At 69.5% G+C, this 24857-nt stretch carries 20 protein-coding genes; 14 read left to right on the plus strand and 6 right to left on the minus strand.

Translation table 11 applies throughout. From position 1 onward, the window contains the following. Nucleotides 1-30: 30 nt before the first annotated feature. Nucleotides 31-972, plus strand: coding sequence for a peptidylprolyl isomerase (locus ACXJKM_RS13105; RefSeq protein WP_457352808.1), 942 nt, complete (start codon nt 31-33; stop codon nt 970-972). A 150-nt stretch (nt 973-1122) separates the two neighbouring features. Here ACXJKM_RS13105 and feoB read toward each other — a convergent pair whose 3' ends face one another. From feoB to ACXJKM_RS13130, 5 genes are all read right to left on the minus strand, one after another. Then, nucleotides 1123-2994, minus strand: coding sequence for a ferrous iron transporter B (gene feoB / locus ACXJKM_RS13110; RefSeq protein ID WP_457352810.1), 1872 nt, complete (start codon nt 2992-2994; stop codon nt 1123-1125). Next, nucleotides 2987-3250 carry a FeoA family protein gene (locus ACXJKM_RS13115; RefSeq protein WP_082532912.1) on the minus strand — a complete coding sequence of 88 codons (264 nt, stop codon included), beginning with the start codon at nt 3248-3250 and terminating at the stop codon, nt 2987-2989. The genes feoB and ACXJKM_RS13115 overlap by 8 nt, the downstream gene beginning before the upstream one ends. Nucleotides 3251-3362: 112 nt before the next feature. Then, on the minus strand, nt 3363-7133 hold the full coding sequence (locus ACXJKM_RS13120; protein ID WP_457352812.1) for a response regulator: 3771 nt from the start codon (nt 7131-7133) through the stop codon (nt 3363-3365). Next, nucleotides 7130-8374, minus strand: a complete 1245-nt coding sequence (locus ACXJKM_RS13125) for an urea ABC transporter substrate-binding protein (protein WP_457352813.1) — start codon at nt 8372-8374, stop codon at nt 7130-7132. The genes ACXJKM_RS13120 and ACXJKM_RS13125 overlap by 4 nt, the downstream gene beginning before the upstream one ends. Then, nucleotides 8374-9540: a response regulator gene (locus ACXJKM_RS13130; protein WP_457352815.1), complete on the minus strand. Its 1167-nt coding sequence runs from the start codon at nt 9538-9540 to the stop codon at nt 8374-8376. Before ACXJKM_RS13130 ends, ACXJKM_RS13125 begins: the two co-directional genes overlap by 1 nt. 139 nt (nt 9541-9679) lie before the next feature. Between ACXJKM_RS13130 and ACXJKM_RS13135 the strand changes: the two genes are divergently transcribed. The 12 genes from ACXJKM_RS13135 to ACXJKM_RS13190 all read left to right on the plus strand — a co-directional run bounded on the left by ACXJKM_RS13135 (nt 9680) and on the right by ACXJKM_RS13190 (nt 22521). Then, nucleotides 9680-11998: a response regulator gene (locus ACXJKM_RS13135; RefSeq protein ID WP_457352817.1), complete on the plus strand. Its 2319-nt coding sequence runs from the start codon at nt 9680-9682 to the stop codon at nt 11996-11998. Continuing rightward, nucleotides 11995-14025 carry an ATP-binding response regulator gene (locus tag ACXJKM_RS13140; RefSeq protein WP_457352819.1) on the plus strand — a complete coding sequence of 677 codons (2031 nt, stop codon included), beginning with the start codon at nt 11995-11997 and terminating at the stop codon, nt 14023-14025. Before ACXJKM_RS13135 ends, ACXJKM_RS13140 begins: the two co-directional genes overlap by 4 nt. Further along, nucleotides 14022-15131, plus strand: coding sequence for an HD-GYP domain-containing protein (locus ACXJKM_RS13145; RefSeq protein ID WP_457352821.1), 1110 nt, complete (start codon nt 14022-14024; stop codon nt 15129-15131). The genes ACXJKM_RS13140 and ACXJKM_RS13145 overlap by 4 nt, the downstream gene beginning before the upstream one ends. Nucleotides 15132-15155: 24 nt before the next feature. After that, nucleotides 15156-15893, plus strand: coding sequence for a sulfurtransferase (locus tag ACXJKM_RS13150; RefSeq protein WP_457352823.1), 738 nt, complete (start codon nt 15156-15158; stop codon nt 15891-15893). Next, nucleotides 15893-16969 (plus strand): alpha/beta fold hydrolase, encoded by a 1077-nt coding sequence (locus tag ACXJKM_RS13155; protein ID WP_457352825.1) that lies wholly within the window; start codon nt 15893-15895, stop codon nt 16967-16969. Before ACXJKM_RS13150 ends, ACXJKM_RS13155 begins: the two co-directional genes overlap by 1 nt. A gap of 18 nt (nt 16970-16987) precedes the next feature. Further along, on the plus strand, nt 16988-17770 hold the full coding sequence (locus ACXJKM_RS13160; protein WP_056202041.1) for an ABC transporter substrate-binding protein: 783 nt from the start codon (nt 16988-16990) through the stop codon (nt 17768-17770). Continuing rightward, nucleotides 17770-18555 (plus strand): transporter substrate-binding domain-containing protein, encoded by a 786-nt coding sequence (locus ACXJKM_RS13165; protein WP_457352827.1) that lies wholly within the window; start codon nt 17770-17772, stop codon nt 18553-18555. The genes ACXJKM_RS13160 and ACXJKM_RS13165 overlap by 1 nt, the downstream gene beginning before the upstream one ends. A 17-nt stretch (nt 18556-18572) precedes the next feature. Beyond that, nucleotides 18573-19262, plus strand: coding sequence for an ABC transporter permease (locus ACXJKM_RS13170; RefSeq protein ID WP_457352829.1), 690 nt, complete (start codon nt 18573-18575; stop codon nt 19260-19262). A gap of 70 nt (nt 19263-19332) precedes the next feature. Beyond that, nucleotides 19333-20019, plus strand: coding sequence for an ABC transporter permease (locus tag ACXJKM_RS13175; RefSeq protein ID WP_457352831.1), 687 nt, complete (start codon nt 19333-19335; stop codon nt 20017-20019). Nucleotides 20020-20021: 2 nt separating this feature from the next. Then, entirely contained in the window at nt 20022-21137 is a 1116-nt protein-coding gene (locus ACXJKM_RS13180; RefSeq protein ID WP_457324338.1) for a succinylglutamate desuccinylase/aspartoacylase family protein, read from the plus strand. Between the two features lie 239 nt (nt 21138-21376). Beyond that, entirely contained in the window at nt 21377-22144 is a 768-nt protein-coding gene (locus tag ACXJKM_RS13185) for an ABC transporter ATP-binding protein (RefSeq protein WP_457352833.1), read from the plus strand. 8 nt (nt 22145-22152) lie between these two features. Then, nucleotides 22153-22521 (plus strand): YbaN family protein, encoded by a 369-nt coding sequence (locus ACXJKM_RS13190; protein WP_457352835.1) that lies wholly within the window; start codon nt 22153-22155, stop codon nt 22519-22521. Here ACXJKM_RS13190 and ACXJKM_RS13195 read toward each other — a convergent pair. After that, complete coding sequence (locus ACXJKM_RS13195; RefSeq protein WP_457352837.1) at nt 22518-23414, minus strand: LysR family transcriptional regulator; 897 nt, start codon at nt 23412-23414, stop codon at nt 22518-22520. The genes ACXJKM_RS13190 and ACXJKM_RS13195 overlap by 4 nt on opposite strands. A 119-nt stretch (nt 23415-23533) precedes the next feature. Here ACXJKM_RS13195 and ACXJKM_RS13200 point away from each other — a divergent pair, with 119 nt between their 5' ends. Beyond that, a complete protein-coding gene (locus ACXJKM_RS13200; protein ID WP_457352839.1) occupies nt 23534-24850 on the plus strand; it encodes an NAD(P)/FAD-dependent oxidoreductase in 1317 nt (438 codons plus the stop codon). The last annotated feature ends 7 nt before the right edge of the window (nt 24851-24857 follow it).

The following is a 24857-nucleotide window of genomic DNA, read 5'->3' on the forward strand; positions in this document are numbered from 1 at the left end:
GAAGCCCCTCCGCCGTTAAGCTGCGCGCCCATGAAACACATCGCTCTCGCGCTGGCCACTGCCGGCCTGCTGTCCACCGCCCTTGCCGCACCCCTCAAGGCTGCCAAGCCCCCGGTCAAGGCGGCCGCGAAGAAGACCGCCCAGCAGATCCTCGCCGGCTCGCCGGCCAGCGACTGGCGCGGGCTCGATCCCGAGAACACGCTGCTGATGGAGTTGGCGTCGGGTCAGGTCATCATCGAACTGGCCCCGCGCTTTGCGCCGGCCCATGCCGCCAACATCCGCGCCCTGGCCCGCGGTGGCTACTGGGATGGCCTGGCCATCCTGCGCGTTCAGGACAACTTCGTCACCCAATGGGGCGACCCCGATGGCGAGGACGCCGCCAAGGCCAAGCCGCTGCCGGCCGGCGCCTCAGCCAAGCTGCCCGCCGAGTTCTCCGTGCCGTTGGACAAGGTCGGCAAGGAAGCCGCCTTCACCAGGCTGCCCGATGTGGAAGGCTGGGCGCCACGCACCGGCTTTGCCGAAGGCTTCCCGGTCGCCGCTGATCCCAAGGCCGGCAGGGCCTGGCTGGCCCACTGCTACGGCATGGTCGGCGCCGGGCGCAGCGACGCGATCGATTCCAGCAACGGCACCGAGCTCTATGTCGTCATCGGCCAGGCGCCGCGCGGGTTGGATCTCAACATCACCGTGGTGGGTCGCGTGCTCAAGGGCATGGAGCTGCTGTCCGGCCTGCCCCGCGGCGGCGCGGCCATGGGCTTCTACGACAAGCCCGAGCAGCGCACCGGCATCCAGCGCATCCGCCTGCTGGCCGAGGTGCCGGCCGCCGAGCGGCCCGCGCTGCAGGTGCTGCGGACCGAGTCCACCACCTGGACGCAGCTGCTCGATGCCAGGCGCTTTCGCGGCGGCTGGTTCGTGCACAGCCCCGGCTATATCGACATCTGCAGCGCGTCGGTGCCGACGCGGCCCACTCCCTGAAGCCCCTCGTCCGGTCTCGCCCCGCTGAACGCGGGCGCGCCCAGCCGGTCCCCCGAGGAGACGGCGATGCTTGCGGCATTGAGCCACAAGCACACGCCCAAGCGGGCCGGCTCGGGAGCGGCCCAGCGCTCGGCCCAGAATACGCTGACGTCAAGCGCCCAAATAAAGCGCGACGCGGTAGGTGACGAAGGAGGCCAGATAGGCCAGCCCGAACAGATAGCCCGTCATGATCAGCGGCATCTTGTAGCCGCCGGTCTCGCGCTTCACCGCCGCCAGCGTCGCGATGCATTGCGGCGCGAACACATACCAGGCCAGCAGCGACAGGGCCGTCGCCAGGCTCCAGCTCTGCTGGATCAGCGGCGCCAGCGCCTGGGCGGCATCGTCGCCCGTGGCCGACAGCGCGTAGACCGTGCCCAGCGCACTGATGGCCACCTCGCGCGCCGCCAGGCCCGGCACCAGGGCCAGGCTGATCTGCCAGTTGAAGCCGATGGGCGCGAAGATCTTGGCCAGGCCCGCGCCTAGATAACCCGCGACGCTGTACTGGATGGGCGCCCCGGTCGCGCCCTCCGGCGGGCCGGGGAAACTGGACAGCAGCCACAGCGCGATGGTCAGCACGAGGATGATGCCGCCGACACGCTTGATGAAGATCATGGCGCGCTGCCACAGGCCAATGGCGATGGAGCGCGGATGCGGCCAGTGATAGCTCGGTAGCTCCATCATCAGCGGCCGCACGAGGCGGCCCGTGCTCGTGAAGCGCTTGAGCACCCAGGCCACGGCCAGCGCGCCCAGGATGCCGGCGAAATACAGGCCGAACAGCACCAGCCCCTGCAGCTCGAAGCCCGCCACCTCGCGGTGCGGCACGAAGGCGCCGATCAGGAGGGCATAGACCGGCAGCCGCGCCGAGCAGGTCATCAGCGGCGCGATCATGATGGTGACGAGGCGGTCGCGCGGATTGGAGATGGAGCGCGTGGCCATGATGCCGGGGATGGCGCAGGCAAAGCTGGACAGCAGCGGGATGAAGCTGCGCCCCGACAGGCCGACGCTGCCCATCAGCCGGTCCAGCAGCAGGGCCGCGCGCGGCAGATAGCCCGACTCCTCCAGCAGCAGGATGAAGAAGAACAGGATCAGGATCTGCGGCAGGAAGGCCAGCACGCCGCCGCAGCCGGCAATGACGCCATCGACGATGAGGCTGCGCAGCCAGCCCTCGGGCAGCCACAGGCCGACCTGGTTGCCGAGCCAGGCCATGCCACTCTCGATGGCGTCCTTGGGCGGCTCGGCCCAGGAGAAGACGGCCTGGAAGAGCAGGAAGAGCAGGACGGCCAGGATGACGGAGCCGGCCACCGGATGCAGCAGCACGCGGTCGACGCGGTCGCTGGGCAGGGTGGGCAGTTCATGGTCGAGGTGGAGCTCGCGCAGCAGCGTGCGCACAGTGACATGGTCGTCGACCTGCTGCTCGCCGGCGACGGCAAGGGGCGCGGCCTCCCAGACCTCAGGCTTGTCGAGCAGCGCACGCAACTCGTCCAGGCCTTCGCGGTGGATGGCGACGGTGCGCACGACGGGCACGCCAAGCTGGGCGGCCAGGGCAACCGGGTCGATCTTGAGGCCACGCCGGGCGGCCAGGTCGGCCATGTTCAGCGCTACGACGACGGGCAGGCCCATGCGGCGCACGGCCAGCAGCAGGCGCAGGTTGCGGCGCAGATTGGTGGCATCCAGCACGCAGACGACCAGGTCGGGCCGCTTCTCGCCCTTGGCGCGGCCGGCCAGCACATCGCAGGTGACGCGCTCGTCGGGTGAGCGCGGGTGCAGGCTGTAGGTGCCGGGCAGGTCCAGCAGGCGCAAGGCCTTGCCGGCCACGGTGACGAGGCGGCCTTCCTTGCGCTCGACGGTCACGCCAGCGTAGTTGGCGACCTTTTGATGGCTGCCGGTCAGGCCGTTGAACAGGGCCGTCTTGCCGCAGTTGGGGTTGCCAACCAGGGCCACCAGCTTGCCGCCGCGGTGGACATGGACAATGGACTCAGTCATGGCCGCGCGGCGTCACGGCGATGCATTCGGCTTCGGCATGGCGCAGCGCAAACGTCGATTGCCCGATGCGCACGACCAGGTTGCCGGTGCGCTGGGCGCCGCGGCGCAGCACGCGCACGGCTTCACCCGGCAGAAAGCCCAGATCGGCCAGCCACGCCGCCCATTCCGGCGAATGCCCGGGTGCGCTGACCTGCTGGACGGTCAGCGCCTGCCCGGCAGGGGCGGCGGCGAGGCTGGAGAACAGCGGCTCGGACATGGGCGGGCTCGGCGGACGAGTCGGTTTGATGAGAATGATTCTCATTGTACGCAAGCCCATGGCGCCCGCACCCCGGGAATGGGTTTTGCCGTTTCGGCGGCTCGGCCGGCGCTCAGCGGGGATTGAGGCGATCCAGCAACTGGTCGCAGGCCTTCAGGGCCTTGCTGAAATCCAGCTTCGCCACCGCCGTGGAAAGTTGGGCAAGCTCGGTGCCGAAGGCGTCGGCGTGCTGCGTGGACAGCTCTTCGCAGACTGCGACCGAGCGCATATTGCGTTCGACCAGCAACTGGCGCAGCCGGCGCAGTGCTTCCAGAGGCTCGCTCACGATGGCGGGGGCAGTGGGCGGCGGCGGGCCGGGCACGACAGCGGCGGACAGCACGGCGAGGCTGGCGTCGAGCAGCCCCTGCAAGCCGACCAGATCGACCGCGCTGGCGCTGCCACCCTCGCGCAATGCCAGCTCTTGGCGGCCGGCCGATACGGCCAGCGCGGTGGCGCCGACGGCGCCGGCCAAGCCGCGCAGGGTATGCAGCACGCGCGTCGCGTCGGCCAGGGCTTGTTGTTGCAGATGGCACCTGAGCGTGTCCATCTCCGCGGGCGCGTCCTGGGCGAAGGACTTGGCGAGTCGCTCGTACAAGGCGGCTCGACCGCCCAGGCGCTGCAGCGCTGCCTCGCGCTCCAGCAGCGGTGCCGACACCGGCGGCGGGGGCGGCGCCGGCCGCATGGGGATGGGGCCGACGTGGCGGCGCAGGCTGGCGACGAGCTGCTCCAGGTCCACGGGCTTGGCGACATGGTCGCGCATGCCGGCGGCCAGGCAGGCCTGGCGGTCCGATTCCATGGCATTGGCCGTCATGGCGATGATGAGGCTGTCGGCCCGGTGCGCGAGGATGCGCCGCGTGGCCTCGAAGCCGTCGATGTCGGGCATCTGCAGGTCCATCAGGATGGCGTCGAAAACGGGCTCGGCCACCTTGGCCAGATGGGCCCCCTCGACGCCGCCGCCGGCCACTGTCACGACGGCGCCCTCGCCTTCCAGCAGCTCCTGGGCCACCTGCTGGTTGACGCTGTTGTCCTCCACCAGCAGCAGGCGCATGCCCTGCAGTCGGGGTTCGGCGGCGGCCCGCGGCAGCGGTGCCGGCTGCCCACGCGTGGCTTCAGCAACGGCGTCGTGCAGCATGGACGCCGTCACCGGCTTGACGAGATAGCCGCCCAGGCCCTGGATGTCCTGCTCACTGCGCTCGGCCAGCAGCTCGCGGCCATGGGCCGTGACCATGATGATGACGGGCGCATCGGACTCGTGGCTGGCGCGGATGCGCCGCGAGGTCTCCCAGCCGTCCAGCCCCGGCATGCGCCAGTCCATCAGGATCAGTTCGTAATGCGGCTCGCCGCGCTCGGCGGCCTCGTGCACCACGTCCAGCGCCTGCTCGCCACTGGCTGCCAGGTCGCAGTCCCAGCCCAGGCTGGCGCCGATGCCCTGCAGCACCTCGCGGGCCATCGGGTTGTCGTCGACGATCAGCACCTTGAGGCCGCGCTGCGCCGTGTCGGGCTCACCGCGCTCGGCCGGCGCAGTCGCCATCAGCAGATCGAAATGGAAGCGGCTGCCCTCGCCGACGCGACTGTCCACGCGCAGCTCGCCACCCATCAGCGCGACCAGCCGCCGACTGATGGCCAGGCCCAGGCCCGTGCCGCCGTAGCGGCGCGACGTCGACTGCTCGGCCTGGCTGAAGCCGGCAAAGATGTGATCGAGCTTGTCCGCCGCGATGCCGATGCCGGTGTCGCGAACCTCGAAGCGCAGCCGCGCCTGCCCACCCGTCTCGCCCAGCAACGACAGCCCCAGCACCACCTCGCCGCGCTCGGTGAACTTCAGCGCATTGCCGGCCAGGTTGAGCAGCACCTGGCGCAGCCGGGTGGCATCGCCGACGAGGGCGCTGGGCAGGCGCGGGTCGAGGCGGAACAGCACCTCGATGTCCTTGGCACCAACGTTGGCCGACAGGATGACGGCCAGCTCGCGCATGAAGTCGCTGAGCTCGAAGCGGTGCGGGTCCAGCTCCATCTTGCCGGCCTCGACCTTGGAGAAATCCAGCACATCGTTGATGACGGCCAGCAGCGCCTGGGCCGCCGTGCGGGCCTTCGCCGCATAGTCGAGTTGGCGCGGCGACAGCTCGGTGCGCAGCAGCAGGTTGAGCATGCCCAAGGCCCCGCTCATCGGCGTGCGGATCTCGTGGCTCATGTTGGCCAGGAAATCGCTCTTGGCCTGGCTGGCCGCCTCGGCCGCAACCCGAGCACGTACCAAATCAACTTCGGCGCGGTGTCTCTCGGTCACGTCGACCAGCATCTGCACGACGTTGACGAGGCGGCCACGGCGATCGCGGATGGCGCTGGCGCTGCCGTCGACGAACAGCTCGCCGCCGCCGGGCAGCGCGAAGCCGCGTTCGAAGCGGACATGGTCCAACCGCCCGGCCGCCAGGCGCGCCAGCTCGCCACCGGGCAGGCGGCCGGGCCGGAAGTCCGGCAGATCGGCCAGCTTGGCGCCGCGCAGCGCCCCGGCCTCGCGGCACAGCATGGCCGTCAGCGCCTGATTGACGTCGAGGATGACACCCTGGGCGTCGCACAGCGCAATGCCGACCTGGGCGCGCTCGAAGACGCCGCGAAAGCGCTGCTCGCTCTCATTGAGCGCCCGCGTGCGTTGCTCGACGCGCGCCTCCAGCAGTTGGCGCTCGACGACGAGCTGTTCCGTCATTTGGTTGAAGCTGCGCGCCAGCTCGCGGAACTCGGCAAAGCCGCAGACCGGCGCTCGCTCATCCAGCTTGCCCCCGGCGATGCGGGCCACCGCACCGCTCAGCATCTGGACGGGCTCGACCAGGCGACGCCCCAGCAGCAGACCCAGGCCCAGGGCCAGCAGCAGGGACAGGCCGAGGGCGAGAGCCAAGCGGTCGCGCAGCGCACGCGCCGGCGCAAACGCCTCGGCCGCGTCGATGTTGACGGAGATGCCCCAGTCCAGCGCGGGCAGGTGGCGCCAGGACGCGACGATCTCGATACCGGCGTAGTCACGCGTCAGGCCGCTGCCGCTTTCGCCGCGCAGGGCGCGCACGGCCGGCGGCGGCTCGGGCGAGGCCAGGTCCAGCGAGCCGGTCAGCGTCTGCAACGGCGGCCGCTTGAGGTCGTTGATGAAGACGGCCCGGTCGCCCTGGCGTTGCACCAGCACCGTCTCGCCCGTCAGCGCCAGCCCCGAGCGCTCGGTCGCGACCCGCAGCAGGCGGTCCAGGTCGAGCTGCAACACGACACTGCCGAGCACGCGATCGCCATCAACCACCGGATGGACCAGGAAAAGCGTCGCCGGGCCCTCGCCGCGCAGGCGCTGGGCCGGCGTCAGCTGCGGGTCCAGCTGGCCGATGGCGCGGCGGTGCGCGGCCAGCAGCTCGCTGCCTTCGTAGGCGCCGCCGTCCAGCCGCGCCAGCTCGGGTGTCGAGCCGGCCGGTGCCTTCATCGCGAAGCTGATGCGCCCGTCGGGCTGCACCAGCAGCAGGTTGAGGTATTTGCCGCTGTCGTAGAGACGCTCGAAAAAGGCCCGGCTGCCGGCACTCACGCGGGTAGCCACCGCGTCGCCGCGCTGCACCAGCAGCTCGCGCGTGTCGCTGGCCTGGGCGACGAGGCGGCCATCGACCTCGACCTCGTTGAGGTATTCGTTGATCTCGTGGACCTTCTTGCGCGAGATCGCCACCAGGCCTTCGGTCACCGTCTCATGCAGGCTGTTCTCAAAGCTGGAAAGCTGCCACAGCCCGACCAGCCCCAGGGGCAGCATCGACAGCAGCATCAGGCCCAGCAGCAGGGCCGGGCCGACGCGCCAGGCGCGGCGCGTCGACTCCACGACCGGCACGGCGGCGATCACGGCGCGCCCTCGGTGCGCGGCAGCACCGCCATCCAGTGCTCTGCCGAACGGAACACCGGCCACGGTGCCGGCTTGATGTAGCGCGGCAGCGCGAACACCTCGGCGAGCTGACCGCCCGGCTTGACCTGGGCGATGCGCAGCTGGCGCCACAGATGCCGGCTCTGGCTGTCCACCGCCCCGAAGCCCTGGGGGGCTGAGATGCTCTGCTGCAGCACATTGGCATTGACCGCGTCCGTCTGCGCGCTGCCGACCTCGCGCACCGCGGCGGCCCAGAGCTGCACGCCGATGTAAGCCGACACCGCCGGATCACTGGCCTGGATGCCCTCGCCCTGGCTGCGCCGCAGCCGCGCCAGGAAGGCCTCATTGGCCGGCCCGGGCTGCGACTGCAGATAGCTCCAGGCCGTGAAATGGCGGTCGAGTCGGCCGCCGTCATAGGCGGTCATCTCCGGCTCGGCGGCGCGCAGGGACATGAGCGGCAGGTCGGTCAGGCCGGCCGCCACCAGGGCATCGAAGAAGGCGCGATTGCTGCTGCCACCAATGGTGCTGATGACGACATCGGGCTGGACGCGCTGCAGGTCGGCCAGCACGCCGCCCATGTCGGTGCCTGCCAGCGGCACATAGCGCTCGGCCAGCACCTGGCCGCCACTCAGCAGGATGAAGTCGCGCAGCATCGCGTTGACACGCCGCGGGTAGAGGCCGTCGGTGCCGATGAGGTAGACCCGCCGGCCGAAGCCATGCATGGCCCAGTCGGTGGCGGGCAGTGCGTGCTGGTTGGGCGTGGGGCCGGTGTAGATGATGTTCGGCGACTGCTCCATGCCCTCGTAGGCCAGCGGGTAGAACAGCAGATGGCGATGAGTCTCGACGACAGGCCTGACGGCCTGGCGGCAGTTGGACGACCAGCAGCCGAACAGGGCGACCGCATGTTCGGTGCTGATGAGGCGCTCGGCGGCGGCAGCAGCAACGCGCGGCTCGGAGCGCGTGTCCTCGATCCTGAGTTCGACGCGTCGGCCCAGCAGACCGCCGCCGGCATTGATTTCCTCCACCGCCAGCTTGACAGTGGCCACCAGCGGCGCCTCACTGGCCGCCATCGGGCCGCTCAAGGCATGCAGCAGCCCGATGACGATGGGGCCCTGCGCGGCCTGCGCCGACGGCCTTTGCAACAGATAGAGCCCCAGCCCCAGTGCCAGCACCAGCAGCAGGCCGCCCAGCAACGCCAGTCGGGCGCGAATGCCTGCCAGCATCAACCCGCCGCGCGCCGCGCCTCGGGCGATATCAGCGGCAGCGTCAACCGCACCGTCGTGCCCACGCCGGGCGTGGACTCGACCTGGATCTGCCCGCCCAGTGCAAAGGTGACGAGGTTGCGCACGATGTACAGGCCAGGCTCGCTGCGGTTGGGGCCGAAACGCGTCGAGAAGAAGGGGTCGAAGACGCGCCCGAGCATGCCGGGCGGGATGCCGACGCCATGGTCCTGCACGGTGACTGTGAGCTGGTCCGTGCCCAGCGGCCGCACGCGCAGGTGGACCTCGCCTCCGGCCTCGCGGTAGGCATGCTTGACGGCGTTCTGGATCAGCGTGGACAACACCTTGGCCAGGGCGCCGCGAAAACTCAGCAAGTGCAGATCGTCGCCGGCGTCCAGCTCGCAGCGCACCTGGTGAGTCTGGAGTGCCGGTGCCAGACCGGCCACCACCTCGTGCACCAGTTCCAGCAGCGAGAAGCTGCGGCGCTGGTCGCCGAAGTTGTCGGCCGTGGACTGCAGGAAGGAGTCGACGATGGACAGGGTGCGTTGCAGGTTGGACAGCACCAGGCCGACGCTCTCCTCGCTGACGCGCAGGTGCTTGTCGAGGTCGCTGCGCTTGATGTTGCTGGTGCCGGACAAGCCGCGCAGATGGGTCAGGTCGTCCTGCAACGTGCAGGCCGAGATCAGCGCGTTGCCCAGCGGTGAGCTCAGCTCCTGGGCGATGCCCGAGATGGTGCGGCCGACCGAGGCCAGCTTGTCGCGCTGGAAGAGCTCGATCTGCGAACGCGCAAAGCTCTCGGACGCCAGCTTGAGCGCCAGCTGGGTGCGCACCCGCGCCTTGACGACGACGTCGACAAAGGGCTTGGGGATGTAGTCGACCGCGCCATGGGCAAAGCCCTGGGCTTCGTCGTCGGCGCTGCCCTGCACGGTGACGAAGATGACGGGCACGCCGCGCGTGCGCGGATCGGCCTTCAGGCGGTCGCAGACCTCATAGCCGCTCATTTCGGGCATCAGCACGTCAAGCAGGATCAGGTCGGGCAGCTGCTGGGCACAGAAGGCCAGCGCCTCGGCGCCGCTGGTGGCCATGGAGACCTCACATTCGTCCACCAGCAGCTGGTAGAGCGCATGGATGTTGCTCGGCTGGTCGTCGACTACGAGGATGAGCGGCATGGCGGGTCAGAATAACCGCTGCACCTCCCCGACAACCACAGGCATGCCCGGGGCTTTCCCCAGGGCGTGGCTACGGATTCCGTCGCACATTCGGGTCATCCGCGACAACCATAATCGGCAAGTTCACACGCGATCGCCCATGCCCCAGCGCACGTTCACGCTCGGCCTACTCTGGCTTGCCATGGCGGCGCTGCTGGCGCTTCTGGCCCTGCTTTGGAGCCTGCGCGACGCAGGCGGCGCGGCCGTCGACGCTGCCCTGGTCATCAATACCTTGTTGCTGCCCCTGCCCGCGCTGTGCATGCTGGTGCTGCGGCGCGGCGTCGATGCGGCCGAGTCACACCGGTCGGCCACCGAAGCCAAGACGCGCTTCCTGACCCAGCTCAGCCACGAGATCCGCACGCCCATGAATGCCGTCATGGGCATGACGCAACTGGCACTGCAGACCCAGCTCACGCCCGAACAGCGTGACCTGCTGACCAAGGCCGATGCTGCCTCGCGCATGCTGCTCAGCCTCGTCAACGACGTGCTGGACGTCGCCAAGATCGAGGCCGGTCACATGGCGATCGAGTCACTGCCGCTGCGGCTGGAGGACGTCGTCGGCCAGGCCATGGAGCTGGTCAGGCCGGTGCATGCCAACCCCGCTGTCGCGCTCATCTGCGACTGGGCCGACGCCAGCCTGCTCGGCTCGCGCGGCCAGCTCCGCGGTGACGCACTGCGGCTGCAGCAGGTGCTGGTCAACCTGCTGGCCAACGCCCTCAAGTTCACGCCGGCGGGCCAGGTGCAGCTGCGCCTGGCGGCCGCACCCACCGACGATCAGGGCCGCGTACCGCTCTGCATCACCGTGCAGGACAGTGGCATCGGCATGAGCACGGAGCAGCTCGACGGCCTGTTCCGCGAATTCCGGCAGGGCGACGCGCCCATGCAGCGGCGCCATGGCGGCACCGGCCTGGGCCTGGCCATCACGCGCCGCCTCGTCGAGCTGATGGGTGGCGTGCTCGGCGTGCACAGCACGCTCGACCAGGGCAGCAGCTTCGAGATCCGCCTGCCGCTACCGCTGGACGCGGGCGCCGCGACGCCCGCGCCGCTCAAGCCACAACGCCTGCTGCTCGCCAAGGCCCGCCCCGAGGGTCGCGAGGCGACGCTGGCCCTGCTGCGCCATCTCGGCTTCGGCGCTGGCCTGGGCGCCAGCACCGATGCCGCCAGCACGCGGGCCGCGCTGGTCGAGGCCCACCAGGCCGGCAAGCCCTTCGAGTGGCTGCTGCTCGACTGGCAGTTGCCCGGCCCGGGTGCAACCGGTGCCGAGTTGCTGGCCCAGTTGCGCCGCGATCACCCGGCACTGCGCATCGCCGTGCTCTGCCCGCCAGGCGTCGACGACGGCCCGGCCCAGGCGCGCAGCTTCGGCGCCCGCGCGCTCTGCCCCAAGCCGCTGCTGCCCGGGGAGTTGCGCCGCTTGCTCGGCGACGCCCCGGCCGACCGGCCCGCCGGCCTGGATGCCCAATCCCTGGCCGGGCTGCGCGTGCTGCTGGTCGAGGACCATCCCGTCAACCAGGAGATCGCGCTGCGCCTGCTGAGCAGCCGCGGCGCCCAGGTCGACGTCGCAGCCAACGGACAGGAAGGCCTGGACCGCCTGCTGGCGCGCGGCCCAGCCGCCTACGACCTCGTGCTGATGGACCTGCAGATGCCCGTGCTCGATGGCCTGAGCGCGACGCGCAAACTGCGCGAGCTGCCCGAGTTCGACGCCCTGCCCGTGCTGGCCATGACGGCCCATGCGCTGGCCGAGGAGCGCGCCCAATGCACGGCCGCCGGCATGCAGGGCCATATCGCCAAGCCGCTGGACGTGGCCCGCCTGGTGCGCGAGCTGCAGCGCTACCGTCCTGCTGCCAAGCCCCCGGCGCCGCTGCCGCCGCGCCCGGCGCTGGACCTGCAGACCGGGCTGCGCCAATTCGATGGCCAAACGGCGCTTTACCGTCGCACGCTGCAGGGTTTTGCCGACCAGTACACCGCCGGGCTGGCCGGCTGGTCCGACTGGCTGGCTGCTGGTAACTGGGCTGAACTGCGCCGCGCGGCCCACACGCTGCAGGGCCTGGCCGCGACGCTGGGCGCTCAGCCCCTGCACCAGGCCGCCCTCGCGCTGGAACGCAGTGCCGCCGCGGCCGACGCCGACAGCGCCAGCCGGCATCTCGGCCGCGTCGAACCTGCCCTGGCGCTGCTGCAGACCGAGATCCAGGCCGCCCTGGCGCGCAACTGGGATGCTGCGGCGGCCCCGCGCCCGGGCGGCCCGGGTGACGTGACCGAGCTGCATCGGCTCCTGACTCAGAGCGACAGCCGCGCGCTGGACTGGTGGCAGGCCCATGGCGCCCACAGCGGCCTGGCACCCGATGTGCGCCAGCGCCTGGAGGAGGCCCTGGCCGCACTCGACTTTGATGCCGCGGCCCTCGTGCTGAAGGGCATGGCTTGAGGGCCCCGGTCATCGTCGTCCTCGGCCCGGTCGGCACGCGCTGGCTCTTCAAGGTCATCGTCGCCTCCGCGCTGTTCGCCTGGGCGAGTGAGGCGGTCATGGGTGTCATCGAACCCAGCGACCGCATCGCCTATCCGCTGATCGCGACCGCCTTCTCAGCCCTGGCCCTGCTCGTCTGGCGGCGGCCGCAGCGGCTGCGCCTGTGGCAGCGCATCGGCGTCACGCTGCTGGCCCTGTACTTCTCCTTGACCATGCTGGTGTTCACGCTGCGGCCCGACCCTGGACCGAGCCTCTACACCCTGGGCAGCTTTGCGCCTTGGGCCATGGGTGGCAGCCTGCTGCTGTTCACGACCTGGCGCGCCCGCGAGGCGCTCTGGATCTCGCTGAGCCTGCTCGTCGCCATGCTCGCGCCGCCAACGCTGCTGCGCTTCTCCGGCACGCCACCGCAATGGCTGATGCAAGGCTGGCCGCTGATCGCCAACCTTGGGCTGTGCCAGACCATGTTCTGCGTCGCGCTGTGGGGCCTGTCGCGCCAGCTCGGGCGCCTGACCCAACTCGCGCCCGCTGCCAGGGGCCTGGGCACGGCCGAAGACCTCATCGAAGCCCGTCTCATCGAACTGGAGCGTTCGCGCGCCGCAGCCGAAGCGGCCTCGCGGGCCAAATCCGACTTCCTGGCCAATATCGGCCACGAGATCCGCACGCCCATGAACACCGTGCTCGGCCTGACAAGGCTGATGCTGGCCGGGCGGCTGCCCGGTGAGCAACGCGGCCGGCTGCAGCAGGTGGCGAGCGCCGGCGAGTCCCTCGTCAGGCTCATCGATGGCCTGCTGGACTACGCCGACCTCGACGCCGGCCGCATGCAGCTCGCCGCCGAGCCCCTGCACCTCGAGCAGCTGCTGGCCAGTGCTTTCGAAGCCGTGCGGCCGGCGGCCCAGGCCAAGCAGCTGGAACTGGTCTGCGACATCGCCTCGCCGGAGCTGCTGGGCGCGGCGGGCGCGCGCCGCGGCGACGTGGTGCGCCTCACCCAGCTCATCACCGAGCTGCTCGTCAACGCCGTCAAGTTCACGCCAACCGGACAGGTCAAGCTCAGCGCCGAGCTGGATGCGGCCGGCGGCTGGATCCTGCGCGTGCGTGACACCGGTCTGGGCATGGCGCCGGACCAACTGGCGCGCCTGTTCACGCCCTTCGCCCAGGCCGAGGCCGGCGCGACACGACGCTTTGGCGGCACGGGCCTGGGCTTGGCGATCTGCCGCGCGCTGGCCGAGCGCATGGGCGGAACCCTCTCGGCAAGCAGCGCTCCGGGCCGCGGCAGCGAGTTCGAGCTCAGCCTGCCGCCGGCTCCCTGCCCTGAGCTGGCGCCACCGCCCGCCCCGCCACCGCAGCGCGTGCTGCTGGTGCAGGCGGCCCACAGCGGTGGCCACGAAACGTTGACCGCGCTGCTGAAGGCGCTGGCACCGACCAGCCGCATCGACCTGCTGGCCCAGGGCCGCCAGGCCCTGTCCCGCCTGGTCACCGTGCCGGCCAGCCAGCCCTATGACCTGTTGATCGTCGACTGGGTGCTGCCCGACATGGAGGGCAGCGAGCTGCTGGCCTGCCTGCGCGACAGCGGCCCGTCGCGCGCCCGCCGCACCGTGCTGCTGAGCGCCTTCGACACGCCGGTGCTGCGCGAGCGCGCACTGCGCCTGGGCGCCGAGGCCCTGTGCAGCAAGCCCCTGCTGCCGCACATGCTGCGCCGCCTGCTGGACCTGGACCACCCTCTGCCGGTCGACCTGCTCCTGCCCCTGCCCAAAGTCCTGAACCGGACAACGCCCGGCGCCGACCCGACCACGCTGATCAATGAGCTCGACACCCTGCTGGGCGAGGCCGACAGCAATGCGCTGACGCTGTGGGAGCAGCATGAATCCGCCTTCATCGAGATGTTGCCGGCACCGCGGGCCAAAGCCCTGGCGGGTGCCATGCAACGCTTCGATTTCGACGAGGCCCAGGCCGCGTTGCGCGGTGACACCAAGGACGCAAGCCCGCCATGACGATGATGCTGCCCGAGTTCACCGGTACGTCACAGGCCACGGTGCTGGTCGTCGATGACACGCCGGCCAACCTGACGCTGCTGGCCCAGGTGCTCAAGCCCGACTACCGCGTGCAGCTGGCCGTCAGCGGCGCGAAGGCGCTGGAAATATGCCGCCGCCAACCGCCCGACCTGATCGTGCTCGACGTGATGATGCCGGAGCTGGATGGCTACGAGGTCTGCCGCCGGCTCAAGGCCGACCCGGCCACGCGCCGCGTGCCCGTCATTTTCCTGACCGCGCTGACCCGGCCCGAGGACGAGAGCGCCGGCTTCCAGGTCGGCGGCGCCGACTTCATCCACAAGCCCTTCAACCCCGCCACCGTGCTGGCCCGCGTGCGCACCCATCTGCAGCTCAAGCTGGCCGAGGACCACCTGCTGCGCCACAACGAGCTGCTGAGCGGCGAGCTGGGCGCGCGCCGGCGTGAGGTCGAGCGGCTGCGCGACACCACCCTCTTCGTCATGGTCGGCCTGGCGGAGTTCCGCGACGCCGATACCGGCAACCACATCCAGCGCACCCAGGAATATGTGCGTACGCTGGCGCAGTGGATCTCCGCCCAGCCCGACGGGCCGCTGGACCTCACGCCCGAAGCCATCGACGAGCTCGCCAAGGCCGCGCCGCTGCACGACATCGGCAAGGTTGCCATCCCTGACGCCATCCTTCTCAAGCCCGGCAAGCTGTCGCCGGACGAATGGCAGGTCATGAAGACCCATGCCGAACACGGGGCCGACCTGCTGCAGCGCGCCATCGACCGCCTTGGCGACGACGCCGGCCCGATGCTGACCTTCGGCAAGCAGATTGCCCGCCACCACCACGAGAAATGGGACGGCAGCGGCTATCCGGACGGCCTGGCCGGCGAAGCCATTCCGTTGTCGGCCCGGCTGATGGCCGTTGCCGACGTCTATGACGCCCTGATCAGCGTGCGGCCCTACAAGCAGGCCATGAGCCACGACGAGGCGCTGGCCTTCATCCGCAACGGCGCCGGCAGCCATTTCGACCCGCGCATCGTCGAGGCGCTCAATGCCTGCCTGGACGAGGTGCGCGGCATTGCTTCGCGCTGGGCTGACTGAGCCGCCCCGATAATCCGCGGCCTCATGCAGTCCGGCCCCATCCTCAACATCTCCTGCTATCTCTTCGTCTCGCTGGCCGACACGGCAGCGCTGCGCGATCGGCTCCATGCCCGCGCCGAAGCCCTGGGCCTCAAGGGCACGGTGCTGATCGCCGAGGAGGGCATCAATCTCTTCTTGGCCGGCCCGGCCGAAGCCGTGAACGCCTGGGTGGCCGAGCTGCGCACCGACCCACGCTTCGCGACACTGACACCCAAGGAGAGCTGGAGCGAGGTGCAGCCCTTCCAGCGCCTGAAGGTCAAGGTCAAGCCCGAGATCATCCGCATGAACCACCCGACCATCCGCCCTGACCAGGCGCCGCGCGCACCGGCCCTGGCGCCGGCCGTGCTGGCCCGCTGGCTGGACCAGGGCCATGACGACGCCGGCCGCGAGATCGTCATGCTGGACACGCGCAATGGCTTCGAGGTCGACCAGGGTGCCTTCGACGGCGCCATCGACTGGCGGCTCGACAAGTTCAGCGACTTCCCCGAGGCCCTGGCCTCGCACAAGCAGGAACTGGTCGGCAAAACCGTGGTGAGCTATTGCACCGGCGGCATCCGCTGCGAGAAGGCGGCCATGGTGCTGGAGGAGGAAGGCCTGACGGCCTGGCAGCTTGACGGCGGCATCCTGAAGTACTTCGAGGACACCGGTGGCAAGCATTACCACGGCAACTGCTTCGTGTTTGACGATCGCAGGGGCGTCAACGCCGACCTGAGCCCAACGTGATGAAAGGGCGATTTGGCGACTTCGCGCTGAAGGCCATCGGCATCCTGCTGATGCTGGCGGCCCTCGGCTTTGCCGTTAGCAAGGCGCCGGACCGCTCGCTGGAAAGCCTAGTGCCGCGCTGGGCGCCGCCGCCGTCGGACTTCGTCGACCTCGATGGCCTGCTCGTGCACTACCGCGACCAGGGCCCGAGCAGCGACCCGCTGCCCATCGTCCTCATCCATGGCACCGGCGCCAGCCTGCACACCTGGGAAGGCTGGGCGGCCGAGTTGAAGTCCACCCGGCGCGTCATCAGCTTCGACCTGCCCGGCTTCGGCCTGACCGGGCCGAACGCCGACAACGACTACAGCGATGCCCGCTACGTCGCCTTCGTGCGCCAGTTGCTGGCGCGCCTGGGCGTGGGTCGGGTCATTCTGGGTGGCAACTCCCTGGGCGGCGAAATCGCCTGGCAGGTGGCCCTGGCCGACCCCGCCAGCGTCGCCGGCCTCGTCCTGGTCGACGCCGCTGGCTTCGATTTCGAGCCGGAATCCATGCCGCTGGGCTTTCGCATCGCCCGCATCCCGGTGCTGCGCGAGCCCATGCGCTGGCTGCTGCCACGCCGCGCGATCGAGGAAAGCGTGCTCGACGTCTACGGCGACAAGAGCCGCGTCACCGCCGCCCTGGTGGACCGTTACTACGAACTGACGTTGCGCGAAGGCAACCGTGTCGCCTTGATGCGGCGCATGGATCAGCTCGCTCCTGGTCCCTTCCAACGCCTGCCCGAGATCAAGGTCCCTACCCTCATCCTCTGGGGCGAGCGCGACCGGCTGATCCCGCTGCGCTGGGGCCGCGAGTTCGCAAAAGCCATCCCGAACAACAAATTGGTGGTTTTCCCGAAGCTGGGCCATGTGCCTCAGGAGGAAGACCCGGCTGCTACCCTTGCGGCCTTGCGCGACTGGTTGCCGACGGTCCCCTCGTCCAAGGACTACCTTGGCCGGTCCCCCGAGGGGACGGCGATGCTGTGGCCGGCGACCGGCAATCACATCGCCCCAGACGGGCCGGCTAGGGAGCGGCCCGTCGCTCGGCCCGCAAGTCGCTGAATAAATGGAAGGTCTGACATGAAGAAGATTGCCCTGTTCACCTTGGCCTTGGCCGCATCGCTGGCCCAGGCCCAGGCACCCGAATGGAAGAAGCTGCGCATCGGCGTCGAAGGCGCCTACCCGCCCTTCTCCGAGATCGGCCCGGACGGCAAGCTGAAGGGCTTCGAGATCGAGCTCGTGCAGGCCTATTGCGCCGAAATGAAGGCCCAGTGCACCCTGGTGCAGCAGGACTTCGACGGCCTCATCCCCGCCCTGCAATCGCGCAAGGTGGACGCCATCTTCGCCAGCGTCTCCATCACCGAGGAACGCCAGAAGGTTGTCGCCTTCTCCAAGCCTTACTACAACACCCCGGCCCGCCTTATCGCCAAGGCGGGTGTGAAGCTCGACCCCACGGCCGCCGGATTGAAGGGCAAGAAGATCGGCGTGCAGCGCGGCACGACGCATGAGACCTACGCCGCCGCGACCTTCAAGCAGAGCGAGATCGTTCGCTACGGCAGCCAGGACCAGGTCTTCCTGGATCTCAAGTCCGGCCGCATCGACGCCACGCTGATGGATTCGCCCGCCGGCGACTTCGGATTCCTGAAGAAGCCAGAGGGCAAGGGCTTTGCCTTCTCGGGCCCCGCCATCATCGACGACAAGGTCTTCGGCGTCGGCACCGGTGTGGGCATGCGCAAGGCCGACGAGGCCACGCTGGGCAAGAAGTTCAACGCCGCCATCGATGCCGTGCAGGCCAACGGCACGTTCAAGAAGCTCGCCGACAAATACTTCGACTACGACATCGCGCCGCGCACCAAGCAGTGATGCGTCGCCGCTCCGCCCTGGCCCTGCCCGTTGCCCTGGCCCTCGCCAGTACGGCCGGGGCCCAGGCGCCGCAGCGCCTGCGCATCGGTTTCGCCGTGGGCTACGCCCCTTTCAGCGAGATCGGCACCGACGGCCAGCTCAAGGGCTTCGAGATCGACGTGGCCCAGGCCCTGTGCGCACGTCTGGGCCAGCAGTGCGCCCCGGTCATCCTGGAGTTCGACGGCCTGATCCCGGCGCTGCAATCGCGCAAGATCGACGCCATCATGGCCTCGATGTCGATCACGCCGGAGCGCCAGCAGGTCGTTGCCTTCTCGTCGCCCTACTACTACTCGCCGGCCCGCCTGGTCATGCGCGGCGACCCACGCGCCGACGTCAGCCCAGCCGGCCTGAAGGGCAAGCGCATCGGCGTGGAGCGCGGCACCATCCATGAACGCTTCCTGGCCGAACAATTCAAGGGCATCCAGCTGATGCGCTACGCCACCCAGGACCAGGCTTTCCTGGATCTGAAGTCTGGCCGCCTGGACGCCACGCTGGTGGACGCCGTCATCGCGCAGTTCGGCTTCCTCAACCATGCCGACGGCCGCGGCTTCGGCTTTGTCGGGCCCGATTTCGCCAAGGACCAGCGCTACTACGGCAAGGGCATCGGCGTGGGCCTGCGCAAGGCCGATGCGGCGACGCTGGGCCAGCGCATCGACGAGGCACTGGCCGCAATGCGCGGCAACGGCACTTTGAAGACTCTCAACGACCGCTATTTCAGCTTCGACCTCATCACCCCTCCCCGCTGAGCGCGGCCTTCTTTCTCATGTTGCACGGATTCCTCCCCAGCCTGCTCGAAGGCTCCGCCGTCACGCTGGCGGTGGCGCTGTCTTCGCTGGCCATTGCCTCCCTGCTGGGCCTGATTGGCGCGCTGGCCAAGCTGTCGCGCTCACGCGTCGCGCGAGGCGTGGCAGCCACCTACACCACGCTGATCCGCGGCGTGCCCGACCTGGTGCTGATGCTGCTCGTCTTCTACGGTGGCCAGCTCGCCGTCAATACCATCGCGCCCAAGCTTGGCCATGATGACTTCATCGATATCGACCCCTTCATCGCCGGCGTGCTGACCATCGGCTTCATCTTTGGCGCCTACCTGACCGAGGCCTTCCGCGGCGCCTTCCTGGCCGTACCGCCGGGCCAGCGCGAGGCGGGCCTGGCCTATGGCATGAGCCCCCGCCTGGTGCTTTGGCGCATCACACTGCCGCAGATGTTGCGACATGCGCTGCCCGGCATCTCCAACAACTGGCTGGTGCTGATCAAGAGCACGGCCATCGTGTCGATCATCGGCCTGTCCGACCTGATGACGCGCGGCAAGCAGGCCGCCGGCACGACCCGCGAGCCCTTCACCTTCTTCCTGGCCGTGGCCCTCATCTATCTCGTGTTCACCAGCGTGTCGGAACTCGTCTTCGCCTGGGCACAGCGGCGCCTGGCCATCGGCACCAAGGCGGGCCGGTTATGAGCGCCGCACGGCCGCCCGAAGGGGCTCGCTCCCGCTTGGCGGGACAGCGCGAAGCGCGAAGGGTGCACAAATGAACTTCGATGCCGTCGGCGAGAACTTCCCGCTCTACCTCACCGGGCTCGTCACCTCGCTGCAGCTGCTGGCACTGTCTTTGGCAGGCGGCCTGGTGCTGGCCGTGCCGCTGGCCATCGTGCGGACCGTGTTCTTGGGCTGGCCATCGCGGCTTGTCTGGCTCTACACCTATGTCTTCCGCGGCACGCCGATGCTGGTGCAGCTCTTCCTCATCTACTACGGCGCGGCCCAGTTCGAGATCGTGCGCGACAGCTGGGCCTGGCCCTGGCTGTCGTCGGCCACCTTCTGCGCCTGGTTGACCTTCACGCTGAACACGGCCGCCTACACGACCGAGATCATTGCGGGCAGCATCCGCGCTTTGCCGGCCGGCGAGATCGAGGCAGCCAAGGCGCTGGGCATGGGCCGCGGGCTGATGCTGCGCCGCATCGTTCTGCCTGCCGCGCTTCGCCGTGCCCTGCCGGCCTATGGCAACGAGGCCATCTTCATGCTGCATGGCACCTCGCTGGCCAGCACGGTGACACTGCTGGACGTGACCGGCGCGGCCCAACAGGTCTATGCCAAGTACTACCTTCCCTTCGAGGCCTTCATCACGGCCGGCGCCTTCTATTTCGTGCTGACGCTGTGCCTGGTCGGTCTGTTCCGCTGGGCCGAGAACCGCTGGCTCAAGCCGATGATGTCCCGCTAGCCATGAATATCCAACGCCATCCCTTGCTCTCCCCTGCCCCGGGCACGCAGCGCGAGCTGGTCTCGCTGCATTACGGCCAGCCCGGCGGACAAAAGGCCTACATCCAGGCTTCGCTGCACGGCGACGAGCTCCCTGGCATGCTGGTCGCCCACCACCTGCGCCTGCAGCTTGACGCGCTGGAGGCTGCCGGCCAGATCAGCGGCGAGATCGTCCTCGTCCCCATGGCCAACCCCATCGGCCTGAGCCAGTTCATGCTGCATGCCCATCTGGGCCGCTTCGAGCTGACGACGGGTGAGAACTTCAACCGCCATTACCCGGACCAGATCGATGCCGTCGCCCAGGCGGTCGCAACCCAACTGGGCAGCGACGCCGCGGCCAATGTCGCCCTGCTGCGCCGCGCGCTGAAGGCGGCGGTGCTGGCCAGCCCGGTCGATACCGAGCTGCAGTCGCAGCGCCGCAAGCTGCTGAGCCTGTCCTGCGACGCCGACATCGTGTTGGACCTGCATTGCGACGCCCAGGCGCTGATGCACCTCTACACCGAGACGCCCTGCTGGCCTGACTGCGACCCGTTGGCGCGCTTCCTGCGTTCGCGCCTGACGCTGCTGGCCCAGGACTCGGGTGACAACCCCTTCGACGAGGCCTGCTCCCAGGTCTGGTGGAAGTGGGACAAGCATTTCGGCGGCAAGTTCCCGATTCCGCAGGCCTGCCTGTCGGTCACCGTCGAGCTGCGCGGCGCGGCCGACGTGACGCATGAGCTGGCCGCCGCCGATGCGAAGAACATCGTCGACTTCCTGCGCTGGCGCGGCCTGATTGCCGGCGACAAGCCCGAAGTGCCGGAGGCCATCGGCGACGCCCGCCCGCTGGCCGGCAGCATGCCGATCAAGTCGCCGGTGGCCGGCGTGCTGACCTTCGTCAAGGAGGTGGGTGTGGAGGTGACGGCCGGCGAAGTGCTGGCCCATGTCATCGACCCCATCACGGCCGAGGTCACTGAATTGAAGAGCCCGGTCGACGGCCTGTTCTTCGCGCGCGACTTCCTGCGCTTTGCGAACGCCGGCATGCGCGTCGCCAAGGTCGCGGGCCGCGAGGCGCTGCGCACCGGCAAGCTGCTCGGTGCTTGACATGAAGCCCCTCGCCCAGCCCAGCCGCGCTGAACGCGGGCAGGTCCGGTCGGTCTTGCAGACCGCGCTGCGGCATGTGCCGCAGCCCTTCGGCAGGCACATGCCGCCCGCAGGGCGCCATGTGTCCGGCCTCAGCCCCCTGGGGGACGGCGATGCTCGCGGCATCGAGCCGCGAGCACATCGCCAGCGCGGGCCGGCTTGGGAGCGGCCCTGCGTTCGGCCCGCAAAGAGAAACTGAAATGACGATCCAACTCCAGGCCACCAACATCCACAAGCGCTTCGGTGATCGCGAGGTGCTCAAGGGCATTTCCTTCGCGGCGCGGCGCGGCGATGTCGTCACGTTGATCGGGTCCTCGGGCTCGGGCAAGAGCACCTTCCTGCGCTGCCTGAACCTGCTGGAACAGCCCAACGAAGGCGAACTGAGCCTGTGCGGCGAAGCGCTGAAGCTGACCCGCGACCGCGACGGCACGCTGAAGGCCGCCTCGCCTCAGCAGCTGCAGCTGTGGCGCGCCAAACTGGCCATGGTGTTCCAGAACTTCAACCTCTGGGCTCACATGACAGTGCTGGAGAACGTCATCGAGGCACCCATCCACGTGCTGGGCAAGCCCAAGGCCGAGGCCATCGAGCGCGCGCAGGCGCTGCTGGCGCGCGTCGGCGTCTCGCATCGCGCGAACGTCTACCCGGCCCAGCTGTCGGGCGGCGAGCAGCAGCGCGTGGCCATTGCCCGGGCGCTGGCGGTCGACCCCGAGGTCATGCTGTTCGACGAGCCCACGTCGGCGCTGGACCCGGAACTGGTCGGCGAGGTCCTCAAGGTCATGCGCGACCTGGCGGCGGAAGGCCGCACGATGATCGTCGTGACCCATGAAATGGGCTTTGCGCGCGAGGTCTCCAACCACTGCCTGTTCCTGCACCAAGGCAAGGTCGAAGAGGAAGGCGACCCCAAGGAAATGTTGCTGCGCCCGCAGTGCGAGCGGTTGCAGCAGTTCCTCAGCGGCGGGTTGAAGTAGGCAGCGGCATGCACCGCGCGCTGGCCCGACTGCTGTGGCGCGCGCTGGCGGCGCTGAGCCTCGTGCTGGCCATGATCGGCGTCGTGCTGCCGGTCCTGCCGACGGTGCCCTTCCTGCTGCTGGCCGCCTGGGCGGCCGGCAAGGGCTGGCCGGCGCTGGAGACCTGGCTGCTCAACCACGCGCACTTCGGCCCCGGCATCCGCCGTTGGCGCGAGCGCGGCGCCGTGCCGCGTCGCGCCAAGTGGCTGGCGGTCGTGATGATGGCCTGCAGTGCCGTCATGCTGGTGCTGACACCGGCGCCGCTGGCCGTGAAGATCGCCGTGCCCGCCATGATGGCCGCCGTGGCGATCTGGCTGTGGCGCCGCCCGGAAACCTAGGCCGCCGGCCGCCAGTCGTGGGCCACCAGTGAATCGATGAAGGCCTGCTGCGCCGTGCTCAGCGGCCGCTCCGACTGCACCAGCAGCTTGACCTCTCGGACGATCGGGCAGTCGGCCGTGCGCACATGCATCAGCCCGGCCGCGTCGGCGATGGACCGGGGCATGAAGGCGACACCGAAGTTGGAGCGCACGAAGGCCTGGATCCAGTCCTCGCGGTGGGACTGCTGTACCACCTCCAGGCGCACGCCGCGCTCGTCCAGCAGGCGCTCGATGTAGCTTGAGAACTCGCAATAGATGCGCTCGCAGTAGCGCTCCCGGTCCAGTTCGGCCATGGCGATGGCGTCGCGGCCGCTGAAGCGGTGATCCTCGCCGATGGCGACGACATAGTCCTCGCGAAACAGCAGCCGCGCGTCAAAGCGCCGCGGCGTTTCGTAGGGCGAGCACATGATGCCGATGTCGACGTCGCCGCGGTCCAGCTCGTCGGTCAGCGCCTCCAGGTTGCCCTCGCGGAAATGCAGTTCGATGGCATGCCGATCCTGGCTGTCGACAAAGCCCGGCAGCACCTGATGGAAGTCGATGGTGCACATGACGCCCACGCGCACCACCTCGCGCTTCTCGCGCTTGAAGCGCCGCGCCTGTTCGCGGGTGGCCTGGGCGGTGTCGAAGATCTGTCGGAAGTTGGGCAGCATGGCCTGGCCCAGCTCGCTGAGCTGCACGGAGTTCTTGGTGCGGTCAAACAGCCGCCCGCCGATGGTCTCTTCCAGGCGCTGGATGGCCTTGGTCAGCGCGGGCTGGGACACGAAGGAACGCTCCGACGCACGCGTGAAGTTCAGCGTCTCGGCCACGGCCAGGAAGTAGCGGATCTGGTAGAGCTCCATGCGCGGCGGTCGCACGGGCCGGTGGTTTCCTTACACAAACCGCGATAACCGACACGCATCGGGTCATGAATTGATGAGATTTCACGGCTGACGCGGCGATCCAGACACTGCGGCCCTCGCTTCCTCCAGCCGCCATGTCCACCACAGCACCTAACCCGCCAGTCCGCACGCTCGCCATCATCGGCGGCGGCTTTGCCGGCACCACGCTGGCCAAGTCCCTGCATGGCCGCCTGCCCGCGGGCTGGCAGCTGCTGCTGATCAGCGAGGAGAGCTACACCACCTTCAACCCCATGCTGCCCGAGGTGGTCGGCGCGGGTGTCTTTCCGGAGCATGTGGTGGCACCCATCCGCGAGATGCTGCCCGGCGTGCGCTTTGTGATGGGCGCCGTCAGCCGCATCGACAAGGCCGCGCAGCGCCTGACCTGCGACACCCTGCACGGCCCATTGACATTCGGCTACGAACACCTCGTGCTGGCCCTGGGCCAGCACGCCCGGCTGGACCTGCTGCCCGGCATGGCCGAGCACGCGCTGCCGCTGAAGCTGGTGGGCGACGCGATGCACATCCGCAACCGCGTGCTGCAGGCGCTGGCTCGCGTGGAACTCTGCGATGACGCGACGCAGCGGCGGGCCCTCGCCCACTTCGTCGTCATCGGCGGCGGCTTCTCCGGCGTCGAGGTGGCCGGCGCGCTGGCCGACTTCGTCAAGAGCGCCAGCCGCCACTACCCACGCACCCGCGCCGCCGGCTTCGGCATCACGCTGCTGCACGACGGCGACCGCCTGCTGCCCGAACTGCCGCCGGCCCTGGGCGACGCCGCCGCACGCTCGCTGTCGCGCCGCGGCGTGCACGTGCGCTGCGGCACGCGGGCGGCGCGCATCAGCGCCGATGCCGTCGAACTGTCGGGCGGCCAGAAGCTGCCCAGCGCGACCGTCGTCTGCACCGTCGGAACCCGCCCCAATCCGCTGGTGGAGGCGCTGGCTTTGCCGCTGCAACGTGGCCGCGTCGCCACCGGCGCGGACGGCCGCGTGTCAGGCGAGCCCGGCCTATGGGCGCTGGGCGACTGTGCCGCCCAACCCAACGCCCGGGATGGCCAGACCTGTCCACCGACGGCGCAGTTTGCCGTCGCCCAGGCCAAGGCCCTCGCCGACAACCTGCTGCGCTGCCTCAGCGGCCAGCCGACCCGGCCCTTCGCTCATGCCGCCCGCGGAATGATGGCCACGACCGGTCACCTCAAGGGCGTGGCGCTGCTGTTCGGCCTGCGGCTTTCCGGCCTGCCCGCCTGGCTGCTGTGGCGCGGCTACTACCTGCTGCGCATGCCCACGCTGGGCCGCAAGACGCGCATCTGGGTCGAGTGGACCTGGGGCCTGTTCTTCCCGCTCGACATCACGCACCTGCGCTTCACCCGCACGACCGAGGTTGACCGCGGCACCCCACCCCCTTCAGTTTCCAAGTAAGGAGAAC

The organism is Roseateles sp. P5_D6 (assembly GCF_054049415.1).

Coding starts and splice junctions, on each gene's coding strand:
- ACXJKM_RS13105 (WP_457352808.1), top strand. CDS start 31: ATGAAACACATCGCTCTCGCGCTGGCCACTGCCGGCCTGCTGTCCACC.
- feoB (WP_457352810.1), bottom strand. CDS start 2,994: ATGACTGAGTCCATTGTCCATGTCCACCGCGGCGGCAAGCTGGTGGCC.
- ACXJKM_RS13115 (WP_082532912.1), bottom strand. CDS start 3,250: ATGTCCGAGCCGCTGTTCTCCAGCCTCGCCGCCGCCCCTGCCGGGCAG.
- ACXJKM_RS13125 (WP_457352813.1), bottom strand. CDS start 8,374: ATGCTGGCAGGCATTCGCGCCCGACTGGCGTTGCTGGGCGGCCTGCTG.
- ACXJKM_RS13130 (WP_457352815.1), bottom strand. CDS start 9,540: ATGCCGCTCATCCTCGTAGTCGACGACCAGCCGAGCAACATCCATGCG.
- ACXJKM_RS13135 (WP_457352817.1), top strand. CDS start 9,680: ATGCCCCAGCGCACGTTCACGCTCGGCCTACTCTGGCTTGCCATGGCG.
- ACXJKM_RS13145 (WP_457352821.1), top strand. CDS start 14,022: ATGACGATGATGCTGCCCGAGTTCACCGGTACGTCACAGGCCACGGTG.
- ACXJKM_RS13150 (WP_457352823.1), top strand. CDS start 15,156: ATGCAGTCCGGCCCCATCCTCAACATCTCCTGCTATCTCTTCGTCTCG.
- ACXJKM_RS13155 (WP_457352825.1), top strand. CDS start 15,893: ATGAAAGGGCGATTTGGCGACTTCGCGCTGAAGGCCATCGGCATCCTG.
- ACXJKM_RS13160 (WP_056202041.1), top strand. CDS start 16,988: ATGAAGAAGATTGCCCTGTTCACCTTGGCCTTGGCCGCATCGCTGGCC.
- ACXJKM_RS13165 (WP_457352827.1), top strand. CDS start 17,770: ATGCGTCGCCGCTCCGCCCTGGCCCTGCCCGTTGCCCTGGCCCTCGCC.
- ACXJKM_RS13170 (WP_457352829.1), top strand. CDS start 18,573: ATGTTGCACGGATTCCTCCCCAGCCTGCTCGAAGGCTCCGCCGTCACG.
- ACXJKM_RS13175 (WP_457352831.1), top strand. CDS start 19,333: ATGAACTTCGATGCCGTCGGCGAGAACTTCCCGCTCTACCTCACCGGG.
- ACXJKM_RS13180 (WP_457324338.1), top strand. CDS start 20,022: ATGAATATCCAACGCCATCCCTTGCTCTCCCCTGCCCCGGGCACGCAG.
- ACXJKM_RS13185 (WP_457352833.1), top strand. CDS start 21,377: ATGACGATCCAACTCCAGGCCACCAACATCCACAAGCGCTTCGGTGAT.
- ACXJKM_RS13190 (WP_457352835.1), top strand. CDS start 22,153: ATGCACCGCGCGCTGGCCCGACTGCTGTGGCGCGCGCTGGCGGCGCTG.
- ACXJKM_RS13200 (WP_457352839.1), top strand. CDS start 23,534: ATGTCCACCACAGCACCTAACCCGCCAGTCCGCACGCTCGCCATCATC.